Here is a 22,971-nt window from a genome sequence, read left to right as displayed (position 1 = left end):
GCGGCGCGGCCCTGCCGGGCGCTCAGACGTGCCGTCCCGGCAGGGCGGCGAGGAGGTCCGCGGCGGTGCGGGCCGTGTTGGCGGCGTGGTCCTCCATCATCGTGAAGTGGCTGCCCCGCACGTCCACCACCTGCTGCGCCCGGTCCCACTCCGCCTGCCACGCGTCCGCGTCGTCGCCCAGCGCCTCGGCGGGCAGCGGCGGTTCGGAGGAGCGCAGCAGGAGGACGGGGGTGCTCAGCTCCTCCGGCTCCCACTCCCCCACCATGCGGATGTACCAGCTCATCGCCGTCAGCCGGTCGCTGTCCATCTGCGCGAACATCGACTCGCGCTCGAACATGCCCTTGAGCATCTCGGCGGAGAACCGGACGAACGGCGAGTCCGCGCGCGGCATGTACGTGTCGAGCAGCAGCACGGCGGGCGGCCGTACGCCCTCGCGCTCCATGTGCTCGGCCACGGCGAGCGCGAGGATGCCGCCGGAGGACGAGCCGAGGAGGACGGGCGGTACGCCGCCGGTGCAGGCGAGGGTCGCCTCCGCCTGGAGGCGGGCGATGGCGGCCAGCGACTCGGGCAGCGGCTCGCCCCTGCCGAAGCCCTGGGTGTGCAGGGCCCAGACGTCGCGTTCGCCGCGGAACGCCGAGGCGAAGCGCGCGTACTGGTGCACACCCGCCAGCGCCACGTACGAGCTGAAGCAGACGAGGGGCGGGGGCGTGCTCCCTGCCCCGGCGTCTGTGCCGGTGCCGGTGGTGGCGCTCGTGATCGCGCTGGCATTGGCGCTGGCGCTGGCGCTCGCGAGCTTGACCGGGTCGGCGACGGTGTCCAGTTCGCCGGGGGTGGCGAAGGTCGGGCGCAGCTTCGCGGCGGCCAGCAGGAGTTCGAAGCCGTCGTCGATCCGGTTCGCCTCGGTGGCCTGCCGGAACAGCGCGCCGAGCGTGCCGTCCCGCTGTCCGCCTCCGGTGTCGCCGGTGTCGCCCGGGTCGCCGGCCTGCGCGGCGGCGCCGCCGTCGGCCAGCAGGCCGTCCAGATGGCCGGCGAGGGCCTCGGCCGTGGCCAGGTCGAAGACCAGGGTGGGCGGCAGTCGCAGGCCGGTCGCCGCGACGAGCTGGTTGCGCAGCTCGACCGACGTCAGCGAGTCGAAGCCCAGCTCGGTGAACGACTGGTCGGGCTCGATGCCTTCCGTCGAGGCGTGGCCCAGCACGCCCGCGACCCGGTCCCGTACGAGCTCGAAGAGCGCCGTACGGCGTTCCTCCGCGCCGAGCCCCGCGAGCTCCGCGCGGAGCGTGGGAGCGGAGGCGGGAGCGTCACCGGCGGTCCGCCGGGTCTGCGTGCCGCCGGAGGCGGCGGGGCGGCCGCGCAGGAGCGCGTCCAGCGCGCCGGGCGCGATGCCCAGCGCGGTCAACGCGGGCTCCCCGGAGGCCAGTCCGGCGTCGAACAGCGCCATGCCCTCGTCGGCGGTCAGCGGCCGCATGCCGCCGCGCGCCATGCGGCGCCGGTCGGCGTCGCCGAGCCCGGCGGTGAGGGCGCTGCCGTCCTCCCACACGCCCCATGCGAGGGACGTGGCGGGCAGCTCCAGGGCGTGCCGGTGGGCGGCGAGCGCGTCGAGGAAGGCGTTGGCGGCGGCGTAGTTGGCCTGGCCCGGCGAGCCGAAGGTGGCGGCGGCCGAGGAGTACAGCACGAACGCCGACAGGCCGAGGTCCGCGGTCAGTTCGTGCAGCAGCCAGGCCGCGTCCGCCTTCGGCCGCAGCACCCGGTCGAACTGCTCCGGCGTCAGCGACGTCGCCGTACCGTCGTCCACGACGCCCGCCACGTGCACGACGCCCGTCAGCGGGTGGCCGTCGTCCACCGTACGGAGCAGCGCGCGGAGCGCGTCGCGGTCGGACACGTCGCAGGCGGCGAGCCGTACGTCGGCACCGAGGGCGGTGAGTTCGGCGGCCAGTTCGGAGGCGCCGTCGGCGTCGGGGCCGCGGCGGCCGGCGAGCAGCAGGCGGCGCACGCCGTGCGCGCTGACGAGGTGCCGGGCGACGATACGGCCCAGCGTGCCGGTGGCGCCGGTGACGAGCACCGTGCCGTCGGGGGCGAAGGCCGGGGCGCCGGGATCGTCGGTGGCGGCGTCCGCGGCGTCCGTGGAGTCCGCCGTCCGGGCGAGGCCCGGCAGCAGCAGCTCCCCGTCCCGTACGGCCGTCTGCGGGCGTGCCGCGGCCACCGCGGCGAGTACGGCGGCGCGGGACGCCTCCGTGTCATCGAGGTCGATCAGGTGCAGCCGCTCGGGGTGCTCGGCCTGGATGGAGCGGACCATGCCGCACAGGGCGGCGCCCGCCACATCCCGTACGGGCTCGCCGTCCGCGGCGCTGACCGCGCCGCGGGTGAGCAGGAACAGCCGCGAGTCCGCGAACCGTTCGTCCTCCAGCCAGCGGCGGCACAGCCCGTGCGCCTCGGCGAGGAGGCCGCGCAGCGCCTCCGGCGGAGTGCCCTCACGGGACCGGCCGTCCAGAACGGCGAGCACGGCCTCGGGCATGGCCATCCCGGTGGCGGCGGCCTTCCCCACGGTCTCGAGGTCGGCGTACGTCTCCAGGTGGACGCCCGCCGAGTCCAGCGCCTTCCCGACGCCCCCGTCACCGCCGGCGCCGTCGCCGCCCTGGCCGAGGAGGATCCAGCGGAGTGAGGCGGCGTCCGGGCGCGGTGCGGAGCCGAAGGGCTTCCAGTGGGCGCGCAGCAGGGGCAGTTCGGGGGTGGCGTCGCGGTGCAGCTGCTCGGCGGAGAGCGTCCGCAGGGTGAGCGCGTCGGCGGACGCGACCGGGAGGCCGTCGGTGTCGGTGACGAGGACGGAGAACTCGTTCGGACGGTCCGTCGGCGCCAGCCGTACGCGCAGCGCGGAGGCCCCGACGGCGTGCAGCGTCAGCCCGCTCCAGGCGAAGGGCAGCAGAGCCCCTTGTTCGCTCGGCTCGCCTCCGGCCGCTTGTACCCGGTCCCGACGCTCCTCGGCACTGCCCTCGCTCGTTCCTCGCTCACTTGGCCTCATCGCTTTCGGCACCGGCGCGGCCTTTGGCTCGCTCGCGGCTTCCTCGCTCGGCTCGACCGAGGCGCCGCCCTCCCTCGGGCGCGTGATCAGCGCCTGTACGGCGGCGTCCAGCAGTGCCGGGTGCAGCGCGAAGCGGTCGGCGTCCGCGCGGACCGGTTCGGGCAGGGCGACCTCGGCGAAGATCTCCTCTCCGCGCCGCCACACCGTCTCCAGCCCCTGGAACGCGGGCCCGTAGCCGAAGCCGCCGCCCGTGAACCCCTCGTACAGGCCGTCGGTGTCGAGGCGTTCGGCGCCCGCCGGCGGCCAGGCGGTGAGGTCCGCCGGCGCCGGCGTGGCCGGGTCGGACGGTGCCAGCAGGCCCTGTGCGTGCCGCTGCCAGGGGTCGTCCTGTGCGGCGTCCGACTGCCGCGAGTGGACGCCGAACGTGCGCCGTCCGGTGTCGTCGGGCGGCCCGACGAGCAGCTGGAGGTGTACGGCGCCCTTGCCGGGGATGACGAGCGGTGTCTCCAGGGTGAGTTCGGCGACGACGCCGCAGCCCGTACGGTCGCCCGCGTGCACCGCCAGGTCGAGGTAGCCGGTGCCGGGGAGGATGGCCTGGCCCAGGATGACGTGGTCGGCGAGCCACGGGTGCGTCTGCGTGGACAGGCTGCCGGTGAACACGACGCTGTCGCTGCCGACGGGGGCGACGGCAGCGCCCAGGAAGGGGTGCGCGGGCTGTTCGAGGCCCGCGGCGCCCAGGTCGCCGGTCCAGCGGGCGGTCTCCAGCCAGTAGCGACGGCGCTGGAACGCGTAGGTGGGCAGCTCCACACGCTGTGCGCCGGGCAGCAGCGCGTCCCAGGCGACGGGTGCGCCCCGTACGTACAGTTCGGCCGCCGCGGTGAGCACCGTACGGACCTCGTGACGGTCCTTGCGGAGGGCCGGCGTGAGATACGGGTCGTGCTCTCCGGTGCTCTCTCCGGCCAGTGCGGTGAGCGTGCCGTCCGGGCCGATTTCCAGGAAGCGGGTGATGCCGTGTGCGGCGAGCCAGCCGACGCCGTCTGCGAACCGTACGGGCTCCCGTACGTGCCGCACCCAGTACTCCGGGGAGCAGAGTTCGGCGGCGGTGGCGGGCGCACCCGTGACGTTGGAGACGACGGGGATGCGCGGGGCGGCGAAGTCCACGGTTTCGAGCACCGTACGGAACGCGTCGAGCATCGGTTCCATGAGCGGCGAGTGGAACGCGTGGCTGACCCGCAGCCGCGTCACCTTGCGGCCCAGGGTGTCGCGCACGTGCTCGGCGACGGCGTCGACGGCGGCCTCCGTACCGGAAACCACCGTGGCGCGCGGACCGTTGAGCGCCGCGATGCCGGCCTCGGCCGCGCGCCCTTCGGACAGCGGCCCCTCCGGCAGAGACCCTTCGAGCAGCGGCAGCACCTCGTCCTCGGACGCCTGGAGCGCCACCATGGCCCCGCCCTCGGGAAGCGCCTCCATCAGGCGGCCGCGTGCGGCGACGACCCGGCAGGCGTCCTCCAGGGAGAGCACTCCGGCGACGTGGGCGGCGGCCAGTTCGCCGATCGAGTGGCCGACGAGCTGGTCCGGGACGAGGCCCCAGGACTCCACCAGGCGGTACAGCGCCACCTCGAACGCGAAGAGGGCGGGCTGCGTACGGCCCGTACGGTTCAGGGCGTCGGCGTCGTCGCCGAAGACGACGTCGCGCAGGGGCCGCGTGTCCCCTTCTCCGGCGAGTTCTCCGGCGATTTCGGCGTCGAGCAGCGCGCAGGCCGCGTCGAACGCTTCCGCGAACACCGGGAAGGCGGCGTACAGTCCGGAGCCCATGCCGAGGCGCTGCGCGCCCTGCCCGGCGAACAGGAACGCCGTACGGCCGCCCCGCTGCACCGTGCCCGCCGGGACCTGCGGCGCGGACCCCGGGGGTCCCTCGGCGAGTCCGGCGAGCTGAGCCAGCAGCTCGTCGCGGTCGGCGCCGAGCAGCACCGTACGGTGCTCCCACGCCGTACGTGACACGGCGAGCGAGTGGCCGACGTCCCTCGGGTGCTGACCGGGGTGGTCGGCGGCGTGTGCGAGCAGCCGTGCGGCCTGGTCGCGGAGGGCGGCGGCGGAACGCGCGCTGAGCACCCAGGGGACGAGCGGGGCGCCGCTGTCCGTGGCGCCTTCCGTGTCACCGTCCGTGCCGGGCTCCTCGCCGGTCTCCGGCGCGGTCTCCCGGGGTGCCTCCTCCAGGATGATGTGTGCGTTGGTGCCGCTGATCCCGAACGAGGACACGCCCGCGCGCCGCGGCCGGTCCGTCTCCGGCCAGTCGGCCGCCTCCGTCAGCAGCTCGATGTGCCCGGCGGACCAGTCGACGTGTGAGGACGGCGCGTCCACGTGCAGGGTGCGCGGCAGCCGCCGGTGCCGGAACGCCTCGACCATCTTGATGATCCCGGCGGCGCCCGCGGCGGCCTGCGTGTGCCCGATGTTGGACTTGACGGCCCCGAGCCGCAGCGGCCGTTCCGCGTCACGCTCCCGCCCGTAGGTGGCGAGCAGCGCCTGCGCCTCGATCGGGTCGCCCAGCGTCGTACCGGTGCCGTGTGCCTCCACGGCGTCCACGTCGCCGGGCTCCAGCCCGCCGCTGGCGAGCGCGGCGCGGATGACGCGCTGCTGCGACGGGCCGTTGGGCGCCGTCAGACCGTTGGAGGCACCGTCCTGGTTGACGGCGGAGCCGCGTACGACGGCCAGTACGGGGTGCCCGTTGCGGCGCGCGTCGGACAGCCGCTCGACGAGGAGCATGCCGATGCCCTCGCCCCAGCCCGTACCGTCGGCGGCGTCCGCGAACGCCTTGCAGCGCCCGTCGGCCGCCAGCCCGCGCTGCCGGCTGAAGTCCACGAACAGGCCCGGCGCGGACATCAGCGTCACGCCGCCGGCCAGCGCCAGGTCGCACTCGCCGCCGCGCAGCGCCTGCGCCGCGAGGTGCAGGGCGACCAGCGACGAGGAGCAGGCTGTGTCGACGGTCACCGCCGGGCCCTCGAGCCCGAGGGTGTACGAGACGCGGCCGGACATCACGCTCGCCGAGTTGCCGGTGCCCAGGTGGGCGTCGGCGCCTTCGGCGGGCGCGAGCGGACGGGACGCGTAGTCCTGGTAGTTGGTGCCGGCGAACACGCCCGTACGGCTGCCGCGCAGCGTGTCCGGGGCGATGCCGGCCCGCTCGAACGCCTCCCAGGACGTCTCCAGCAGCAGCCGCTGCTGCGGGTCCATGGCCAGGGCCTCGCGCGGGGAGATCTCGAAGAACGCGGGGTCGAAGTCGGCCATGCCGTCGACGAATCCGCCGTACCGCGTGTAGCTCTTGCCGGGCAGGCCGGGCTCGGGGTCGTAGAGCGCGTCCACGTCCCAGTCGCGGTCGTCGGGCCACGGCGTCATGGCGTCGCCGCCGCGCGCCAGCAGCTCCCAGAACTCCTCCGGGGAGTTCGCGCCGCCCGGGAAGCGGCAGCTCATCGCGACGATCGCGACGGGCTCGCCGGCGTCCACGCGCACCGGGGCCGCGGCGGCGGCGCCGGACGCACCTGTGCCCGGGGCGAGTTCGGCGCGGAGGTGCTCGGCGAGCGCGGCGGGCGTCGGGTAGTCGTAGACGAGCGTCGCGGGCAGCTGCTGCCCGGTGGCGCCGGTCAGCGTGTTCCGCAGCTCCACGGCGGTCAGCGAGTCGAAGCCGAGCTCCCGGAAGGCGCGGGTGGGCTCCACGTCGTCCGGGCTGGGGTGGTTGAGCACGTACGCGATGTGCGCCCGTACGAGGTCCAGCACCGCCTGCCGCTGCTCGTTCTCGCCGAGCCCGGCGAGCTGCCGGGCGAGGCCCTGCCCGTCGTCGGCCTGCCGGTCCCCGGCGGTGTCCGCGGCACGTGCGGCCTGCGCGCGCTGCGCCTCGGGGAGTTCGGCGTACAGGGGGCGGGGGCGGCCGCCCGCGAGCTCGCCGCCGAAGACGTCCCAGTCGATGTCGCTGACGACCACGGCGGTGTCGTCGTGGTCGAGCGCCTGCTGCAGCGCGGAGACGGCCGTCTCCGGGTCCATGGGCCGTACGCCGTGCCGCCGCAGCCGCTGCTCGACGGCGCCTGCGGCCATGCCGTCCTCCGCCCAGCCGCTCCAGGCGACGGCGGTGGCGGGCAGCCCGCGGGCTCGCCGGTCCTCGGCGAGGGCGTCGAGGAAGGCGTTGCCGGGCGCGTAGTTGGCGTGCCCGGAGCTGCCGAACGTGCCGGAGGTCGAGGAGAACAGCACGAACGCCGACAGGTCGAGCCCCGCGGTGAGGGCGTCGAGGTTGCGCGCGCCCTGCGCCTTGACGCGCAGCACGTGGGCGAGGCGTTCGGGGGTCAGCGCGGTGATGACACCGTCGTCGAGTACGGCGGCGGTGTGCAGGACGGCGCTGAGCGGGCGGTCCGCGGGGATGTCCGCGAGGAGCGCGGCGAGCGCGTCGCGGTCGGCGATGTCGCAGGAGGCGATGGTGACGCCGGTACCCGACTCGCGGAGCTCCGCTTCGAGTTCGCGGGCGCCGGGCGCGTCCGGGCCGCTCCGGCTGACCAGCAGCAGGTGCGCGTCGCCGTGCCGGGCGAGCCAGCGGGCGGTGTGGCGGCCGAGCGCGCCGGTTCCGCCGGTCACCAGGACGGTGCCGGACGGCGTCCAGTCGCGCACGCCGGGCAGCCCGCCGGTGCCTGCCCGTACGAGCCTCCGGGCGTGTACGCCTGTGGCGCGTACGGCCACGGCGTCCTCGGTCCCGGCGGCGAGCACGGCGGCGAGGCGGTCGCCGGAGGCAGTGTCGGGGGCGGCGGGAGCGTCGACGAGGCCACCCCAGCGCTCGGGCTGTTCGAGGGCGACGACACGCCCGAAGCCCCATACGAGGGCCTGCTCCAGGTGGCCCGGACCCGGCTCGTCACCGGGCGCCGCGGTCACGGCGCCGGCGGTGGCCAGCCACAGCGGTGCGTGCGAGGCGAGGTCGTCGAGGGCCTGTACGAGGGTCACGGACGCGGCGTAGCCGCACGGCAGTTCCGGCAGGGAGGCGTACGGGGTGGTGTCGAGGCCGAGGAGCGACAGCACCCCGGCGGGGGCCTCCCCGGCGGCGTCGGCTGTGGCGTCGTCGGTCGCGGACCGGAGCGCGTCGGCGTACTCCGTACGGCCGCCCTGCGGGTCCAGCGGCACCGGCACGGGGCGGGCACCGGCCCGTACGAGTGCGTCCCGTACGGAGGTGACGTACGGGTCGTCCTCCCGCCCGGCGGGCAGCGGCAGCAGCCACGTGCCGCGCAGTGCGGGCGCGCCGTCGGTGCCGACGGGCTTCCACACGACGCGGTACCGCCACGAGTCGGCGGTGGCGCCCTCGACGGCGCGCCGCCGGTAGTCGGAGAGCGCGGGCAGCAGCCGGGCGAGGGTGTCGGTGTCGACGTGCAGGGCGCGGGTCAGGGCGGCCACGTCCCGGTTCTCCACCGCGTCCCAGAAGGGGGCGTCGGCGGTGGCGCCGGGCTCCTGCCGGGGGCCCTCCGTGGCCTGCGGCCAGTAGCGGCGGCGCTGGTACGCGTAGGTGGGGAGCTCGACGCGGCGGCAGGGGGCGTCCCCCTCGTTCCCCTCGTCCCCCTGCTCCCCGTCTGCGCGGGCACCGCCGACGACGCCGTCGACGACCGTACGCCAGTCCACCGGGCCGCCTCGTACGGCGAGTTCGGCGGCGGAGGCGAGGAAGCGGTCGGCGCCGCCGTCGTCCCGGCGGAGCGTGCCAGTGATCACCGCGTCGGTGACCCCGGCGGCCTCCAGGGTGTCGCCGACGGCCGTGGTCAGCACCGGGTGCGGGCCGACCTCGACGAACGCGCGGTGCCCCTGCTCCGCCAGCGCCCGTACGGCCGTCTCGAAGCGGACGGTGCCGCGCAGGTTGCGGAACCAGTAGTCGGCGTCCAGCCGCGCCGTGTCCAGCCAGTCGCCGGTCACGGTGGAGAAGAACGGCACGTCGCCGGTGCTCGGGCTGACGTTGGCGAAGCCCGCCGCCAACCGGTCGCGCACCTCGTCCACATGGGCCGAGTGCGACGCGTAGTCGATGGCGACGCGGCGGGCGCGCACGCCGTCCGCCGCCAGCTCCTCCAGCAGCTCCGCGAGGGCGGCGGCGTCACCGGAAACGACCACCGAACGGGGGCCGTTCACGGCCCCGACGGACAGCGCGCCGTCCCAGCGCGCGAGACGCTCCTCCACGTCGGCGAGGGGCAGTGCGACGGAGGCGAGTCCGCCGCGGCCGGCGAGGACCGCGAGGGCCTGGCCACGCCGTACGATGACGCGCGCGGCGTCCTCCAGGGACAGCGCCCCGGCGACGTACGCCGCGGTGATCTCGCCCTGGCTGTGCCCGACGACCGCGGACGGAGTGACCCCCCGCGCACGCCACAGCCGCGCCAGCGCCGCCCCTACGGCGAACAGCAGCGGCTGTACGACATCGACCCGGTCCATCGGGGGCGCGCCGTCGGCGCCCTTCAGCACCTCCAGCACGGACCAGTCGGTGAACTGCTCGACGGCGGAGGCGATTTCGGTGAGCGCCGTACGGAACTCGGCGTCCTCCTCCAGCAGCCGTACGGCCATGCCGTGCCACTGGGGGCCGTGCCCCGGGAACACGAAGACGGTGCCGCCCTCGGTGTCGGCCACCCCGCGCACGACGCCCGGACGCGGGCTGCCGTCCGCGACGGCGTCCAGGCCGCGCAGCAGCGCGTCGTGGTCCCTCGCGACGACGACCGCACGGTGCTCGAACGCGGAACGGGTCGCCGCCAGCGACCACGCGACATCCGCGGGCCGCTGGTCGCGGCCCGCGGGGCCGTGCAGGTGCGTACGGAGGCGCGCGGCCTGCGCGCGGAGGGCGGCGTCTGTGCGGCCGGACACGGCGAAGGGGAGGGGTGCCGCGTCCTGCCCTACGTGTGTGGGGCCACCGGCCTGTGCGTCAGCGTGCGTGCTCCGTGGCTGAGGGCCGTCCTCAATCGCCGGACGGGCTTGATTTTGCTGGGCGCCGTCCGCAGCCGTCGGATTCGGCGGGGGTTCCGGGGACTCCAGGATGACGTGGGCGTTCGTGCCGCTGATGCCGAACGACGAGACGCCCGCGCGCCGCGGGCGGTCCGCGTCCGGCCATGGGCGGGACTCCGACAGCAGCTTCACGTTGCCCGCCGTCCAGTCCACGTGGGTCGACGGCTCCGACAGGTGCAGCGTGCGCGGCAGCTCGCCGTGCCGCATCGCCTGCACCATCTTGATGACTCCGGCGAGTCCCGCGGCGGCCTGCGTGTGCCCGAGGTTGGACTTCACCGAGCCGAGCCACAGGGGCCGTTCGGCGTCGCGGTCCTGCCCGTACGTGGCGAGGAGCGCCTGTGCCTCGATCGGGTCGCCCAGCTTCGTGCCGGTGCCGTGCGCCTCCACCGCGTCCACGTCGCCGGGGGCGAGTTCCGCATTGTCCAGGGCCTGCCAGATCACGCGCTGCTGGGACGGCCCGTTGGGCGCCGTCAGACCGTTCGACGCGCCGTCCTGGTTGACGGCGGAGCCGCGCAGCACGGCCAGTACGGGGTGCCCGTTGCGGCGCGCGTCGGACAGCCGCTCGACGAGCAGCATGCCGGCGCCCTCGCCCCAGCCGGTGCCGTCCGCGTCCTCCGAGAACGCCTTGCAGCGCCCGTCCCGTGCCAGCCCGCCCTGCCTGCTGAACTCCAGGAACAGGGTGGGCGTCGCCATCACCGTCGCGCCGCCCGCGAGCGCCAGGTCGCACTCGCCCGCGCGCAGCGCCTGTGCGGCCAGGTGCAGCGCGACCAGGGACGCGGAGCAGGCGGTGTCGATGGTCATCGCCGGGCCCTCGAGCCCGAGGGCGTACGAGATGCGGCCGGAGACGACGCTGGGCGAGTTGCCGACGCCGTCCTGCGCCTCGGGGTCGCGGGCGGCGCTCAGCAGCGCGGGGTAGTCCAGCAGGTTGGTGCCCGCGAACACGCCCGTACGGCTGCCGCGGAGCGACAGCGGGTCGATCCCGGCGCGCTCGAACGCCTCCCAGGACGTCTCCAGCAGCAGCCGCTGCTGCGGGTCCATGCCGGTGGCCTCGCGGGGTGCGATGCCGAAGAACCCGGCGTCGAAGTCCGCGGCGCGGTCCAGGAACGCGCCCATGGTGGTGTACGCCTTGCCCGGCTTGCCCGGCTCGGGGTCGTACAGCTCCTGGGTGTCCCAGCCGCGTTCGGCGGGCCACTCGGTCATGGTGTCGGTGCCCGAGCGGAGCAGCTCCCACAGTTCCTCGGGGCCGTCGGCGCCGCCGGGGAAGCGGCAGCCGATGGAGACGATCGCGACCGGCTCCCGGTTCTTCGCCTCGGCGGCCTGGAGCCGCTGACGCGTCTGGTGAAGGTCGGCGGTGACCTTCCGGAGGTAGTCGAGGATCTTCTCTTCGTCGCCCATTCCCGCTCCTGTGTGTCCCTCTCGCCCGTGCGGCCCGCGGCCGGTCACGAGATCCCGAGGTCGTTCTCGATGAAGTCGAAGATCTCGTCCGCTCCGGCGGAGCTGATCCGTTCGCTGACGTCGCGGGTGTCCTCGCGGGTGCCGTCCGCCTTGTCGTCGGTGCCGTCCGTGCCGTTCCACCGGGCCGTCAGCGACCGCAGGCGGGCGCCGATACGGGAGCGCTGCGTGTCGTCGTCCGGCACCGCCGCGAGTGCCTGTTCCAGCCGGTCGAGTTCGGCGAGTACGGGCGCGCTTCCGGTGTCCGGGACCACCAGCTGCCCGCGCAGGTGCGTGGCCAGTTCGCGTGCCGTCGGGTGGTCGAACAGCAGCGTGGCGGGCAGTTGCAGGCCGGTGGCGAGGCCGAGCCGGTTGCGCAGTTCGACGGCCATCAGGGAGTCGAAGCCGAGCGCGTTGAACGGGCGGTCGGGCCCGATCTCGTCCAGCCCCGAGTGCCCCAGCACCCCGGCGACCTGCGTACGGACCAGCTGCGTCAGCGTCCGCTCCTGCTCGTCGGCGCCGAGCGCGGCGAGTTCGGCGCGCAGTTTCGCGCCGCCCGCGTCGGCCTCCTGCGGCGCCGCCTGGGCGCCGAGCGCGGCGACCTCCGGCAGCCCGGACAGCAGCGGGCTGGGCCGCAGCGCGGTCAGTCCGGGCGCGAACAGCCGCCAGTCGACGTCGGCGACGGTCGCCGCCGTCTCGCCGCGGCGCAGGATTCCGGCGAGCGCGGCGAGCGCGCGGTCCGGGTCCAGCGGGTGCGCGCCGCCGCGCCGCATCCGTTCGGCGACCTTCGGGTCGACGGCCATGCCGCTGCCTGCCCACGGGCCCCAGGACACGGTGGTGGCGGGCAGCCCCTGGGCGCGGCGCTGCTGGGCGAGCGCGTCCAGGTACGCGTTGGCCGCGGCGTAGTTGGCCTGCCCGAGGGAGCCGATCGAGCCGGCGATCGAGGAGAACAGCACGAACGCGGACAGGTCCTGGCCGCGCGTCAGCTCGTGCAGGTTCCGCGCGGCGGCCTGCTTGGGGCGCAGTACGGCGGCGAGGCTGCCGGGCGTGAGCCCGTCGATCGGGCCGTCGTCGAGCACGCCCGCCGCGTGCACCACGGCGTCCACCGGGTGCTCGGCGAGCAGCGCGGCGAGCGCCGTACGGTCGGCGGCGTCGCACGCGGCGAGCGTCACGCGGACGCCGGATGCGGTGAGTTCGGCCTCCAGCTCGGCGCTGCCGTCGGCGTCCGGGCCGCGCCGGCTGACGAGCACCAGGTGCTCGGCGCCGTGTTCGGCGAGCCAGCGCGCCACGTGTGCGCCGAGCGCGCCGGTGCCGCCGGTGACGAGGACGGTGCCGGAGCACTTCCAGTCGGAGCCGTCGGGCTCGCGGGCGCCTGAGGCGTCCGGTTGCCCGGCGTGCTCGAGCCTGCGGACGAAGAGACCCGAGGACCGTACGGCCGTCTGGTCCTCCGCGTCGGCGCCCTGTGCGCTCTGCGCCCGCCCGCCGTCGAGGACGGTGCAGAGGCGTTCGCCCGCGCGGGCGTCGAACTCGGCCGGGACATCGATCAGGCCGCCCCACAGGCGGGGGTGTTCGAGTGCGGCCACGCGGCCCAGGCCCCACACGGCGGCCTGTTCGGGCGCGGCCACGTCCTCCTGCGGGTGGACGGCGACCGCCCCTCGGGTGGCGCACCACAGGGGCGCGTCGCCGCCGAGGTCCGACAGTGCCTGCAGGAGGGCGGTGGTGGCGGCCAGTCCGGCCGGCACGGCCGCTGCGGAATCCGCGTCCGGTGCCGCGGCGAGCAGCGACAGGACGCCCGCGGCGGCCCCGTGCTCGTCGGTCACCGTACGGAGCCGCTCGGCCAGCGCCGTACGGTCCAGGGCGGCCGGGTCGGCGGTGTCCAGCGGCACCGGCACGACCCGCGCGCCGTGCGCCGTGAGCGCACCGGCGACCGCTTCGGCCCAGGCGTCGCCTTCCAGCGCGGACGGCAGCGGAAGCAGCCACGTACCGGTGACGGACGCGGCGGCGGAGCCGCCCGCCGGGCGCCAGTTGACGTGGTAGCGCCAGGAGTTGAGCGCCGTACGGTCCTCCTCGCGGCGGCGCCATGACGACAGTGCGGGCAGCACTTCGCTGAGCCGCGCGTCGCCGTCCAGTTCCAGCCGGGCGGCGAGCCCGTCCAGGTCGGACTGCTCGACGGCCGCCCAGAAGGCGTCGTCCGCGGCGCTGCCCGTACCGGCGGCCGGTGCGGCGCCCTCGCCGGGCTCCAGCCAGAAGCGGCGCCGCTGGAACGCGTACGTGGGCAGCTCCACTCGGCGCGCGCCCTCCCCGTACAGCGTCGACAGGTCGCCGCCCGCACCGTGCGCGTGCAGCGCGCCCGCGGCCAGCAGTGCCGTACGCACCTCGGGCCGGTCCCGGCGCAGCAGCGGTACGGCGACGGTGGCGGTGGACGGGCCGCTCAGGCTGTCCAGGGCCATCGCGGTCAGCGCGCTGTCCGGGCCGAGCTCCACGAACGCCCGTACGCCGTCCGCCTCCAGCGTGCGGACGCCGTCGCAGAACCGTACGGCGTGCCGCGCGTGCCGCACCCAGTAGTCGGGCGAGCACAGCTCCTCGTCGGTGGCCTGCGCGCCGGTCAGATCGGAGACGACGGGCACGGCCGGCGGTGTGAACCGCACGCCCCGCGCGACCTCCGCGAAGTCCTCCAGCATCGCGTCCATGCGCGGCGAGTGGAAGGCGTGGCTGACACGCAGCCGCGTCGTCTTGCGGCCCTCCTCCGCGAAGTGCGCGGCGACCGCCTCGACGACGTCCTCGTCGCCGGAGACGACCACGGACGCGGGGCCGTTGACGGCGGCGACGGCCGCGCGGTCCTCGTGCCCGGCGAGCCGCTCAAGCACCTCCGCCTCGGTGGCCTGTACGGCGGTCATCGCGCCGCCCTCCGGCAGCGCCTGCATCAGCCGGCCGCGCGCGGCGACCAGCGCGCACGCGTCCGCCAGGGTCAGCACCCCCGCGGCGTGCGCGGCGGTCAGGCCGCCGACGGAGTGGCCGATGAGCACATCCGGATGCACGTCCCAGGAGCGTACGAGCGCGTGCAGCGCCGTCTCGACGGCGAACAGCGACGCCTGCGTCCACGCCGTACGGTCCAGCAGCGCCGCCTCTTCCGAGCCGGCGGGCGCGAACACGGCGTCGCGCAGCGCCGGGCCGCCCAGCTCCGCCAGGTGCCGGTCGAGTTCGCCGCACGCCTCGTCGAAGGCCCGCGCGTACACGGGGAACCGCTCGTACAGCTCCCGGCCCATGCCGGGGCGCTGCGCGCCCTGGCCGCTGAACAGGAAGGCCGTACGGCCGCCGGTGCTCTCGCCCCGTACGAGCTGCGCCGCGTCCGCCGCGTCGCCCTGGGCGAGGGCGCCGAGGGCGTCCAGGAACTCCTGGTGGCCGTCGGCGACGACCACGGCGCGGTGCTCCAGCGCCGTACGGGTGGTGGCCAGCGAGTGGCCGAGGTCGCGCAGGGAGGGCGCCTCGTGCTGTGCGGTGAGGTGCGCCCAGAGGCGCTTCGCCTGGTCGCGCAGGGCGTCCGCGGTCCGCCCGTACACGGGCAGCGCGACGGGCCCCTCCGGGGCGGCGCCCTCGGGCGCGGCGGGCTCCGCGGCGGGCGCGGCGCCCTCCTCCAGCACCACGTGCGCGTTGGTGCCGCTGATGCCGAACGAGGACACGCCGGCCCGGCGCGGCCGTTCGCCGCGCGGCCACGGCCGGGGCTCCGTCAGCAGCTCGACGCGGCCCGACGTCCAGTCGATGTGCGGGGACGGCACGTCGGCGTGCAGCGTACGGGGCAGCTCCTCGTGCCGCATCGCCATGACCATCTTGATGACTCCGGCGGCGCCGGCCGCGGCCTGCGTGTGCCCCAGGTTCGACTTCGCCGAACCCAGCCACAGCGGCCGGTCCTCGTCGCGCCCCTGCCCGTACGTCGCGAGCAGCGCCTGCGCCTCGATCGGGTCGCCGAGTGAGGTGCCGGTGCCGTGCGCCTCCATGGCGTCCACGTCGGCGGGGGACAGCCGGGCGGCGGACAGCGCGGAACGGATGGCGCGCTGCTGGGACTTGCCGCTGGGCGCGGTGAGCCCGTTCGACGCGCCGTCCTGGTTGACGGCGGAGCCGCGCAGCACGGCGAGCACGCGGTGCCCGGCGCGTTCGGCGTCCGAACGGCGCTCCAGCAGGAGCACTCCGACGCCCTCGGAGAAGCTCGTACCGTCCGCGTCGGCGGAGAACGCCTTGCAGCGCCAGTCGGCCGCCAGCCCGCTCTGCTTGCTGAACTCGCCGAAGGTGCCCGGCGTCGCCATCACCGTCACACCGCCCGCGAGCGCCATCGTGCACTCGCCCTGGCGCAGCGACTGCGCCGCCATGTGCAGCGCGACGAGCGACGACGAGCAGGCCGTGTCGACGGTGACCGCCGGGCCCTCCAGCCCGAAGGTGTACGCGACCCGGCCGGAGATGACGCTGCCGGACACACCGGTCCCGATGTAGCCCTCCATGCCGTCCGGGATCGTCGTCAGCCCGGACGCGTAGCCGGAGCCCATGGCGCCGACGAACACACCCGTACGGCTGCCCTTCACGGACGCCGGATCGATGCCCGTGCGCTCGAAGACCTCCCAGGACGTCTCCAGCAGCAGCCGCTGCTGCGGGTCCATGGCGAGTGCCTCGCGGGGGCTGATGCCGAACAGCGACGGGTCGAACTGCCCCGCCCCGTACAGGAATCCGCCCTGCCCGTCCGGCATCCCCGACAGCTGCCAGCCGCGGTCGGCGGGGAACGCGGAGATCGCGTCGCCGCCCTCCGCGACCAGCCGCCACAGGTCCTCAGGGGACTCGACGCCGCCCGGGTACTGGCAGGCCATGCCGACGATCACCACGGGATCGTCGTCGGCCGCCGCGGTGCTCGCCGTCTCGGCGACCGCCTCGGCGCTGCCGACGAGTTCGCCGCGGAGGAAGCCCGCCAGCTCCGTGGGGCGCGGGTGGTCGAAAACGAGGGTCGCGGACAGCCGCAGCCCGGTGGCGGCGCCGAGCTGGTTGCGCAGCTCGACGGCGGTCAGCGAGTCGAAGCCCAGGTCCTTGAACGCCTGGTCGGCACCGACGGCCTCCGCGCCCGGGTAGCCGAGGACGGCCGCCGCACGCTTCCGTACGGTCTCCAGCAGCAGCCGCTCCTGCTCCGGCACCGTCAGCCCCGTGAGCCGCTTCACCAGCGCGGTGCCGCCGTCGCCGGCGCCGCCCGCGACGGTGCGCCGCGAGGCGACCCGCACCATGCCGCGCAGCATCGGCGTGAGCCGCCCGGCGGCGGCCTGCTTGCGCAGCGCGGGCAGGTCCAGCCGTACGGGCGCCAGCAGTGGCTCGTCCACGGCCAGCGCCGCGTCGAACAGCGCCAGGGCCTGCTCGGTGCTGAGCGCGGGCAGCCCGGACGCGGCGATGCGCGCCAGGTCCTCGTCCCGCAAGTGCCCCGTGATGCCGCTGTGTTCGCCCCACAGGGACCACGCGAGTGACGTCGCGGGCAGGCCCCGCGCGTGCCGGTGCTGGGCGAGCGCGTCCAGTGCGGTGTTCGCGGCGGCGTAGTTGGCCTGTCCGGTGCCGCCGAGGATGCCGCCGACGGACGAGAACAGCACGAACGCCGTCAGGTCGTCGCCCCGCTCCAGCGTCAGCTCGTGCAGGTTGAGCGCCGCGTCCGCCTTCGGGCGGAGCACGCCCCGCAGCCGTTCCGCGGTGAGCGAGCCGAACATGCCGTCGTCCAGCACGCCCGCCGTGTGCACCACGGCGCGCAGCGGGTGCGCGTCCGGGACGCCGTCGAGCAGCGCGGACAGCGCCGTACGGTCCGCCGCGTCGCACGCGGCCACGGTCACCTCGGCGCCCAGTTCGCGCAGCCCGGCGGCCAGTTCGGCGGCGCCGGGGGCGTCCTCGCCGCGCCGGCTGGTGAGCAGCAGGTGCCGCACGCCGTGCCGCGTCACCAGGTGGCGCGCCACGAGCCCGCCGAGAGTGCCGGTGCCGCCCGTGACGAGCACCGTGCCCTCCGGGTCCCAGCCCTGCGGCACGGTCAGCACCAGCTTGCCCGTGTGCTTGGCCTGCGACATGAAACGGAACGCCTCGGGCGCCCGCCGGATGTCCCACGCCCGTACGGGGAGCGGCGCGAGGCTGCCCGCCTCGAACAGCCCGGCCAGCTCCGCCAGCATCTCCCCGATCCGGTCGTGCCCGGCCTCCCACAGGTCGAACGCCCGGTACGCGACTCCGGCGTGCGCCTGCGCGACCTGCTCCGGATCGCGGATGTCGGTCTTGCCCATCTCCAGGAACCGGCCGCCGCGCGGCAGCAACCGCAGGGAGGCGTCCACGAGTTCTCCGGCGAGCGCGTCCAGGACGACGTCCACGCCGTCGCCGCCGGTCGCCTCCCGGAACGCCTGCTCGAAGCCGCTGTCCCGGGACGACGCCGTGTGCGCCGCGTCCAGGCCCATGCCGCGCAGCACGTCCCACTTGCCTTCGCTGGCCGTGCCGTACACCTCGGCGCCCAGATGCCGCGCGACCTGTACGGCGGCCATTCCGACGCCGCCCGCGGCGGCGTGCACGAGGATCCTCTCGCCGCCGCGCAGGGCGGCGAGGTCGCACAGCGCGTAGTAGGCGGTGAGGAACACCATCGGGGTCGTCGCCGCCTGCTCGAACGTCCACCCCTCCGGGATACGGGCGATCAGCCGCCGGTCCACGACCGCGACGGGCCCGAACGCGCCCGGTACGAGCCCCATCACGCGGTCGCCGACCGCGAAGCCCTCGACTCCGGGGCCGACTTCGAGGACGGTGCCCGCACCCTCGTTGCCCATGTTGGCGGCGCCCGGGTACATGCCGAGGGAGATCAGCACGTCGCGGAAGTTGAGCCCCGCGGCGTGCACGGCGACCCGTACCTCGCCCTCGGCGAGCGGCTCACCGGCCGCCGGGTGCGGCACGAGCGCCAGCCCTTCGAGGGTGCCGCCGTCGCCCTGCGCGAGCAGCCAGCTGCCGCTGCCCTCCGGCGGGGTCAGCGCGGCGCCCGTACGGGCGGGCGCGAGCCGCGGCACGAGCACGGCACCGCCGCGTACGGCGAGCTGCGGCTCGCCCTCCGCCTCGGCGCGGGCGAGCGCCTCCGGGAGGGCGTCTCGGGAGGCGTCGGTGCCGTCGAGGTCGACGAGGACGAGCCGCCCGGGGTTCTCCTCCTGCGCGGACCGGATCAGCCCCCATACGGCGGCGTCGGCGAGGGCGTCGACGCCCTCCCCCGGCCTGGCGGCGACGGCCCCGCGGGTGACGACGACCAGCCGCGCCTGGGCGGAGCGGTCGTCGTCCAGCCACGCTTGGACTGTCGCCATGACGCGGGTGGCGTTCTCGGCGCTTGCGGCGCCGTCGCTGCTGCCGTTGCTGCTGCCGTTGCACGGCAGCAGCACGGTGCCGGGCTCGGCGGGCAGCCCTCCGATCTCGTCGGCCCCTCCGACGGCGGCGGAGTGCGCGAGAAGCACCCCGGCCAACTCTCCGGCCGCCACGGCGCCCGGCGACGACGCCGCGTGTCCGGCCGCATCACCACCGGCCGTCGCGGATCCCTCCCCCTCGGCCCTGACGGCCGGGGAGGTACCCCCTGAACCCTCACCATGGGAGTCCTCGCCGTTGCGGCGGGAAGAACTTGCTGCTGCCGCAGCAGCGTGCAGGACGTGCCAGCGGGGCGGGTCGGCTGGCTGGGGCGTCGTGTCCAGGTCCGTCCAGGCGACTCGGTGCAGGGCGTCGTCCGTGCGGGGTTCCGCCGCGCGGAGTTGGTCGGTCGAGACCGCGCGGGAGACCAGGGTGCCGACCGACGCGACCGGGCGGCCCTCCTCGTCCGCCAGGTCGAGGGTCACCGCCCCGTCGTCGCCCGGCGCGATCCGTACGCGCAGCTCCGTCGCGCCCACCGCGTGCAGCGCGACGCCGCGCCACGCGAACGGCAGGCCGACGCCGCCGCTCCCGTCGCCCGTACCGGCCAGCTGGCCGTGCAGTGCGGCGTCCAGGAGCGCCGGGTGCAGGCCGAAGCCCGCCGTGGCGGCGTGCTGTTCCTCGGGGAGCGCGACCTCGGCGTACACCTCGTCGCCCTGCCGCCAGGCCGCCCGCAGGCCCTGGAAGGCGTCGCCGTACTGGTAGCCGGCTTCGGCGAGGCGCGGGTAGAAGTCGTCCAGGGGCACGGGTTCGGCGCCCGGCGGCGGCCACGCCGTCAGGTCGGCACCGGACGCGCCCGGAGCACCGGACGCGGCCGGCGCCAGCGCGCCGCTCGCGTGGCGCGTCCAGGGCACGTCCGCGTCGTCGCCCTCGGGCCGTGCGTAGATGTCCAGCGGGCGCCGTCCGGCGGCGTCCGGCGGCCCGACGACCAGCTGCAGCTGCACGCCGCCCCCGCCGCCGGAGCCCGGTCCGGAACCGGCACCGCCCCCGGCACCGAGCACCAGCGGCGCTTCGAGCGTCAGGTCCTCCAGGAGGGGGCAGCCGACCTCGTCACCCGCGCGTACGGCGAGTTCGACGAAGGCCGTGCCGGGCAGCAGCACCGTGCCGGAGATCGCGTGGTCCGCGAGCCACGGCTGGGCTGCGGTGGACAGCCGCCCGGTGAGCAGCACTTGGTCGCCGTCCGCGACGCGTACGACGGCGCCGATCAGCGGGTGGTCGGCGGCGCCCAGACCGGCCGCGGCGGCGTCGCCGAGCGCGGCGGCGCCGCTCATCTTCAGCCAGTACGGCTGGCGTTGGAAGGCGTAGGTGGGCAGCTCGACGCGCCGGGCGCGCTGCCCGGTGAAGACAGCGGCCCAGTCCAGCCGCGCCCCGTACGCGTACGCGCCCGCGAGCCCGGCGAACAGCGCGGCGGCCTCCGGACGGTCCTTTCGCTGGGTGGCGACCGGCACCCGTACGGTGTCGTCGCCCCGCTCCTCCGCGTCGGCGAGGCAGCTCTGCGCCATCGCGGTGAGCGTGCTGTCGGGGCCGACCTCGACGAAGCGGGTGACGCCCTTGGCGGCGAGCGCGTGCACGCCGTCGGCGAATCGTACGGCGTGCCGTACGTGCCGCACCCAGTAGTCGGGGGAGGTCAGTTCGGCCTCGGTGGCGGGGGCGCCGGTGAGGTTGGAGACGACCTGGGTCTTCGGGGAGTGGTACGTGACCGCCGCGGCGACCTGCCGGAAGTCGTCCAGCATGGCGTCCATCAGCGGCGAGTGGAACGCGTGGCTGACGGTGAGCCGGCTGGTCTTGCGGTCCAGGCCGCGGAAGTGCTCGGCGACGGCGGTGACGGCGGCCTCGGTGCCGGAGACGACGGTGGAGCGCGGCCCGTTGAGCGCGGCGAGCGACACCTCTCCCGTGCGGCCTTCCAGCAGCGGCAGCACCTCCGCCTCGGTGGCCTGTACGGCGACCATCGCCCCGCCCTCGGGCAGCGCCTGCATCAGGCGGCCGCGGGCGGCGACGAGGCGGCAGGCGTCGGGCAGCGACCAGACGCCTGCGACGTACGCGGCGGTGAGCTCACCTAGCGAGTGGCCCATCAGGTACTTGGCCTTGAGGCCCCAGTGCGTCAGCAGCCGGTGCAGGGCGACCTCTACGGCGAACAGGGCGGGCTGTGTGTAGCCGGTGGCGTCCAGCGCCCCGGCGTCGTCACCGAAGACGACATCCCGCAGCGGCCGGTCCAGCTCCGCGTCGAGGTGTGCGCACACCTCGTCGAAGGCGGCGGCGAACACCGGGAAGGCCTCGTACAGTTCGCGTCCCATGCCGGCGCGCTGCGCGCCCTGGCCGGAGAACAGCAGGGCGGTGCCGCCCTGCACCGTACGGCCGGTGACGACGCCGGACGGTGTGCCCGTCTCGTCGGGGTCGGCGAGGGCCTCCAGGGCACGGAGGACGGCGTCGCGGTCGGCGTCGTCGGCGACGATGACGGCGCGGTGTTCGAAGGCGGCGCGGGTGGTGGCCAGTGCGTGGCCGACGTCGAGGGCGCGGACGCCGGTGTCGTCACGGAGGCGTGCCAGCAGCCGGGCGGCCTGCTCGCGCAGGGCGGCCTCGCTGCGTGCGGAGAGCAGCCACGGTACGGCGGGCAGCGGCGGCACGGCCCCGGCCGCCGCGTCGGCCTCGGCCCCGTCACCGGCCGCGGACTCCGCTTCCGGTTCCGCTTCGGGTTCCGGTTCGGGCTGCTCGATGACGGTGTGCGCGTTGGTGCCGCTGATGCCGAACGAGGACACCGCGGCCCGCCGCGGGCGGTCCAGCTCGGGCCAGTCACGGGGCTCGCTGAGCAGCCGTACGGCGCCCGCGTCCCAGTCGACGTGTCCGGACGGCTCGCTGACGTGCAGGGTCTGCGGCAGCTTCCCGTGCCGCATGGCCATCACCATCTTGATGATGCCGGCGACGCCCGCGGCGGACTGCGTGTGCCCGAAGTTGGACTTGAGGGAGCCGAGCCACAGCGGCTGGTCGCCGTCCTTCTCCTTGCCGTACGTGGCGAGCAGCGCCTGCGCCTCGATCGGGTCGCCCAGGGTCGTACCGGTGCCGTGCGCCTCGACGGCGTCGATGTCGCCGGGCGCCAGACCGGCGTTGGCGAGGGCCTGTCGGATGACGCGCTGCTGCGAGGGGCCGTTGGGGGCGGTGATGCCGTTGCTGGCGCCGTCGGAGTTGATGGCGGACCCGCGGAGGACGGCGAGCACCTGGTGGCCGTTGGCGCGGGCGTCCGCGAGCCGTTCGACGAGGAGCAGCCCGGCGCCCTCGGACCAGCCGGTGCCGTCGGCGTCGTCGGAGAACGGTTTGCAGCGGCCGTCGGCGGCGAGCCCGCGCTGCTTGCTGAACTCGGAGAACATGCCGGGCGACGCCATGATGGCCACACCGCCCGCGAGCGCGAGGTCGCACTCGCGCGTACGCAGCGCCTGCGCCGCCCAGTGCAGCGCGACGAGCGACGACGAGCACGCGGTGTCGACGGTCACGGCGGGGCCTTCGAGCCCGAAGTGGTAGGCGATACGGCCGGACGCGACGGAGGTGGCGTTGCCGACGAGCAGCATGCCGTGCAGGTCTTCGGGGATGTCGGTGACGCCGACGCCGTAGCCGGAGGTGGCGGCGCCGACGAACACGCCCGCGTTGCTGCCGCGCAGCGTGGCCGGGTCGATGCCGGCGCGTTCGAACGCCTCCCAGGCGGTCTCCAGCAGCAGCCGCTGCTGCGGGTCGGTGGCCAGCGCCTCGCGCGGCGACATCCCGAAGAAGGCGGGGTCGAACTCGGAGGCGTCGTGCAGGAATCCGCCCTCGCGGGCGTAGAAGGTCCCCGGGTTGTCGGGGTCCGGGTCGTAGCCCGCCTCGAGGTCCCAGCCGCGGTCGGTGGGGAACTCGGAGATGGCGTCGCCGCCCTCCGCGACCACCCGCCACAGGTCCTCGGGGGACCGTACGCCGCCGGGGTAGCGGCAGCTCATGGCGACGATCGCGAGGGGCTCGGCGTCCTTCTCCTCGGCCTCGCGGAGCTGCCGCTTGGTGTCCCGCAGTTCGGCCGTGACCCGCTTGAGGTACTCCAGATACTTGTCGTCGTCAGCCACAGCTGTCACTTCCTCAAGGCCGCACGGGAG

At 75.5% G+C, this 22,971-nt stretch carries 2 protein-coding genes; both read right to left on the bottom strand.

Features of this window, described 5'->3' with window-relative positions; genetic code table 11:
- Positions 1-22 precede the first annotated feature (22 nt).
- Positions 23-11,404, bottom strand: a complete 11,382-nt coding sequence (locus DVA86_RS14580) for a type I polyketide synthase (protein WP_208878741.1) — start codon at positions 11,402-11,404, stop codon at positions 23-25.
- Between the two features lie 44 nt (positions 11,405-11,448).
- A complete protein-coding gene (locus DVA86_RS14575) occupies positions 11,449-22,941 on the bottom strand; it encodes a type I polyketide synthase (RefSeq protein ID WP_208878740.1) in 11,493 nt (3,830 codons plus the stop codon).
- Positions 22,942-22,971 lie beyond the last annotated feature (30 nt).

Source organism: Streptomyces armeniacus (assembly GCF_003355155.1).
In the GTDB taxonomy this organism is placed as follows: Bacteria; Actinomycetota; Actinomycetes; order Streptomycetales; family Streptomycetaceae; genus Streptomyces; species Streptomyces armeniacus.
The sequence above is the reverse complement of the archived record's forward strand: the minus strand, read 5'-3'. Positions and strand labels throughout refer to the sequence as shown.

Bases quoted from the DNA above. Each gene is read 5' to 3' on its own strand.
- DVA86_RS14580 (WP_208878741.1), bottom strand. From the start codon at position 11,404: ATGGGCGACGAAGAGAAGATCCTCGACTACCTCCGGAAGGTCACCGCC.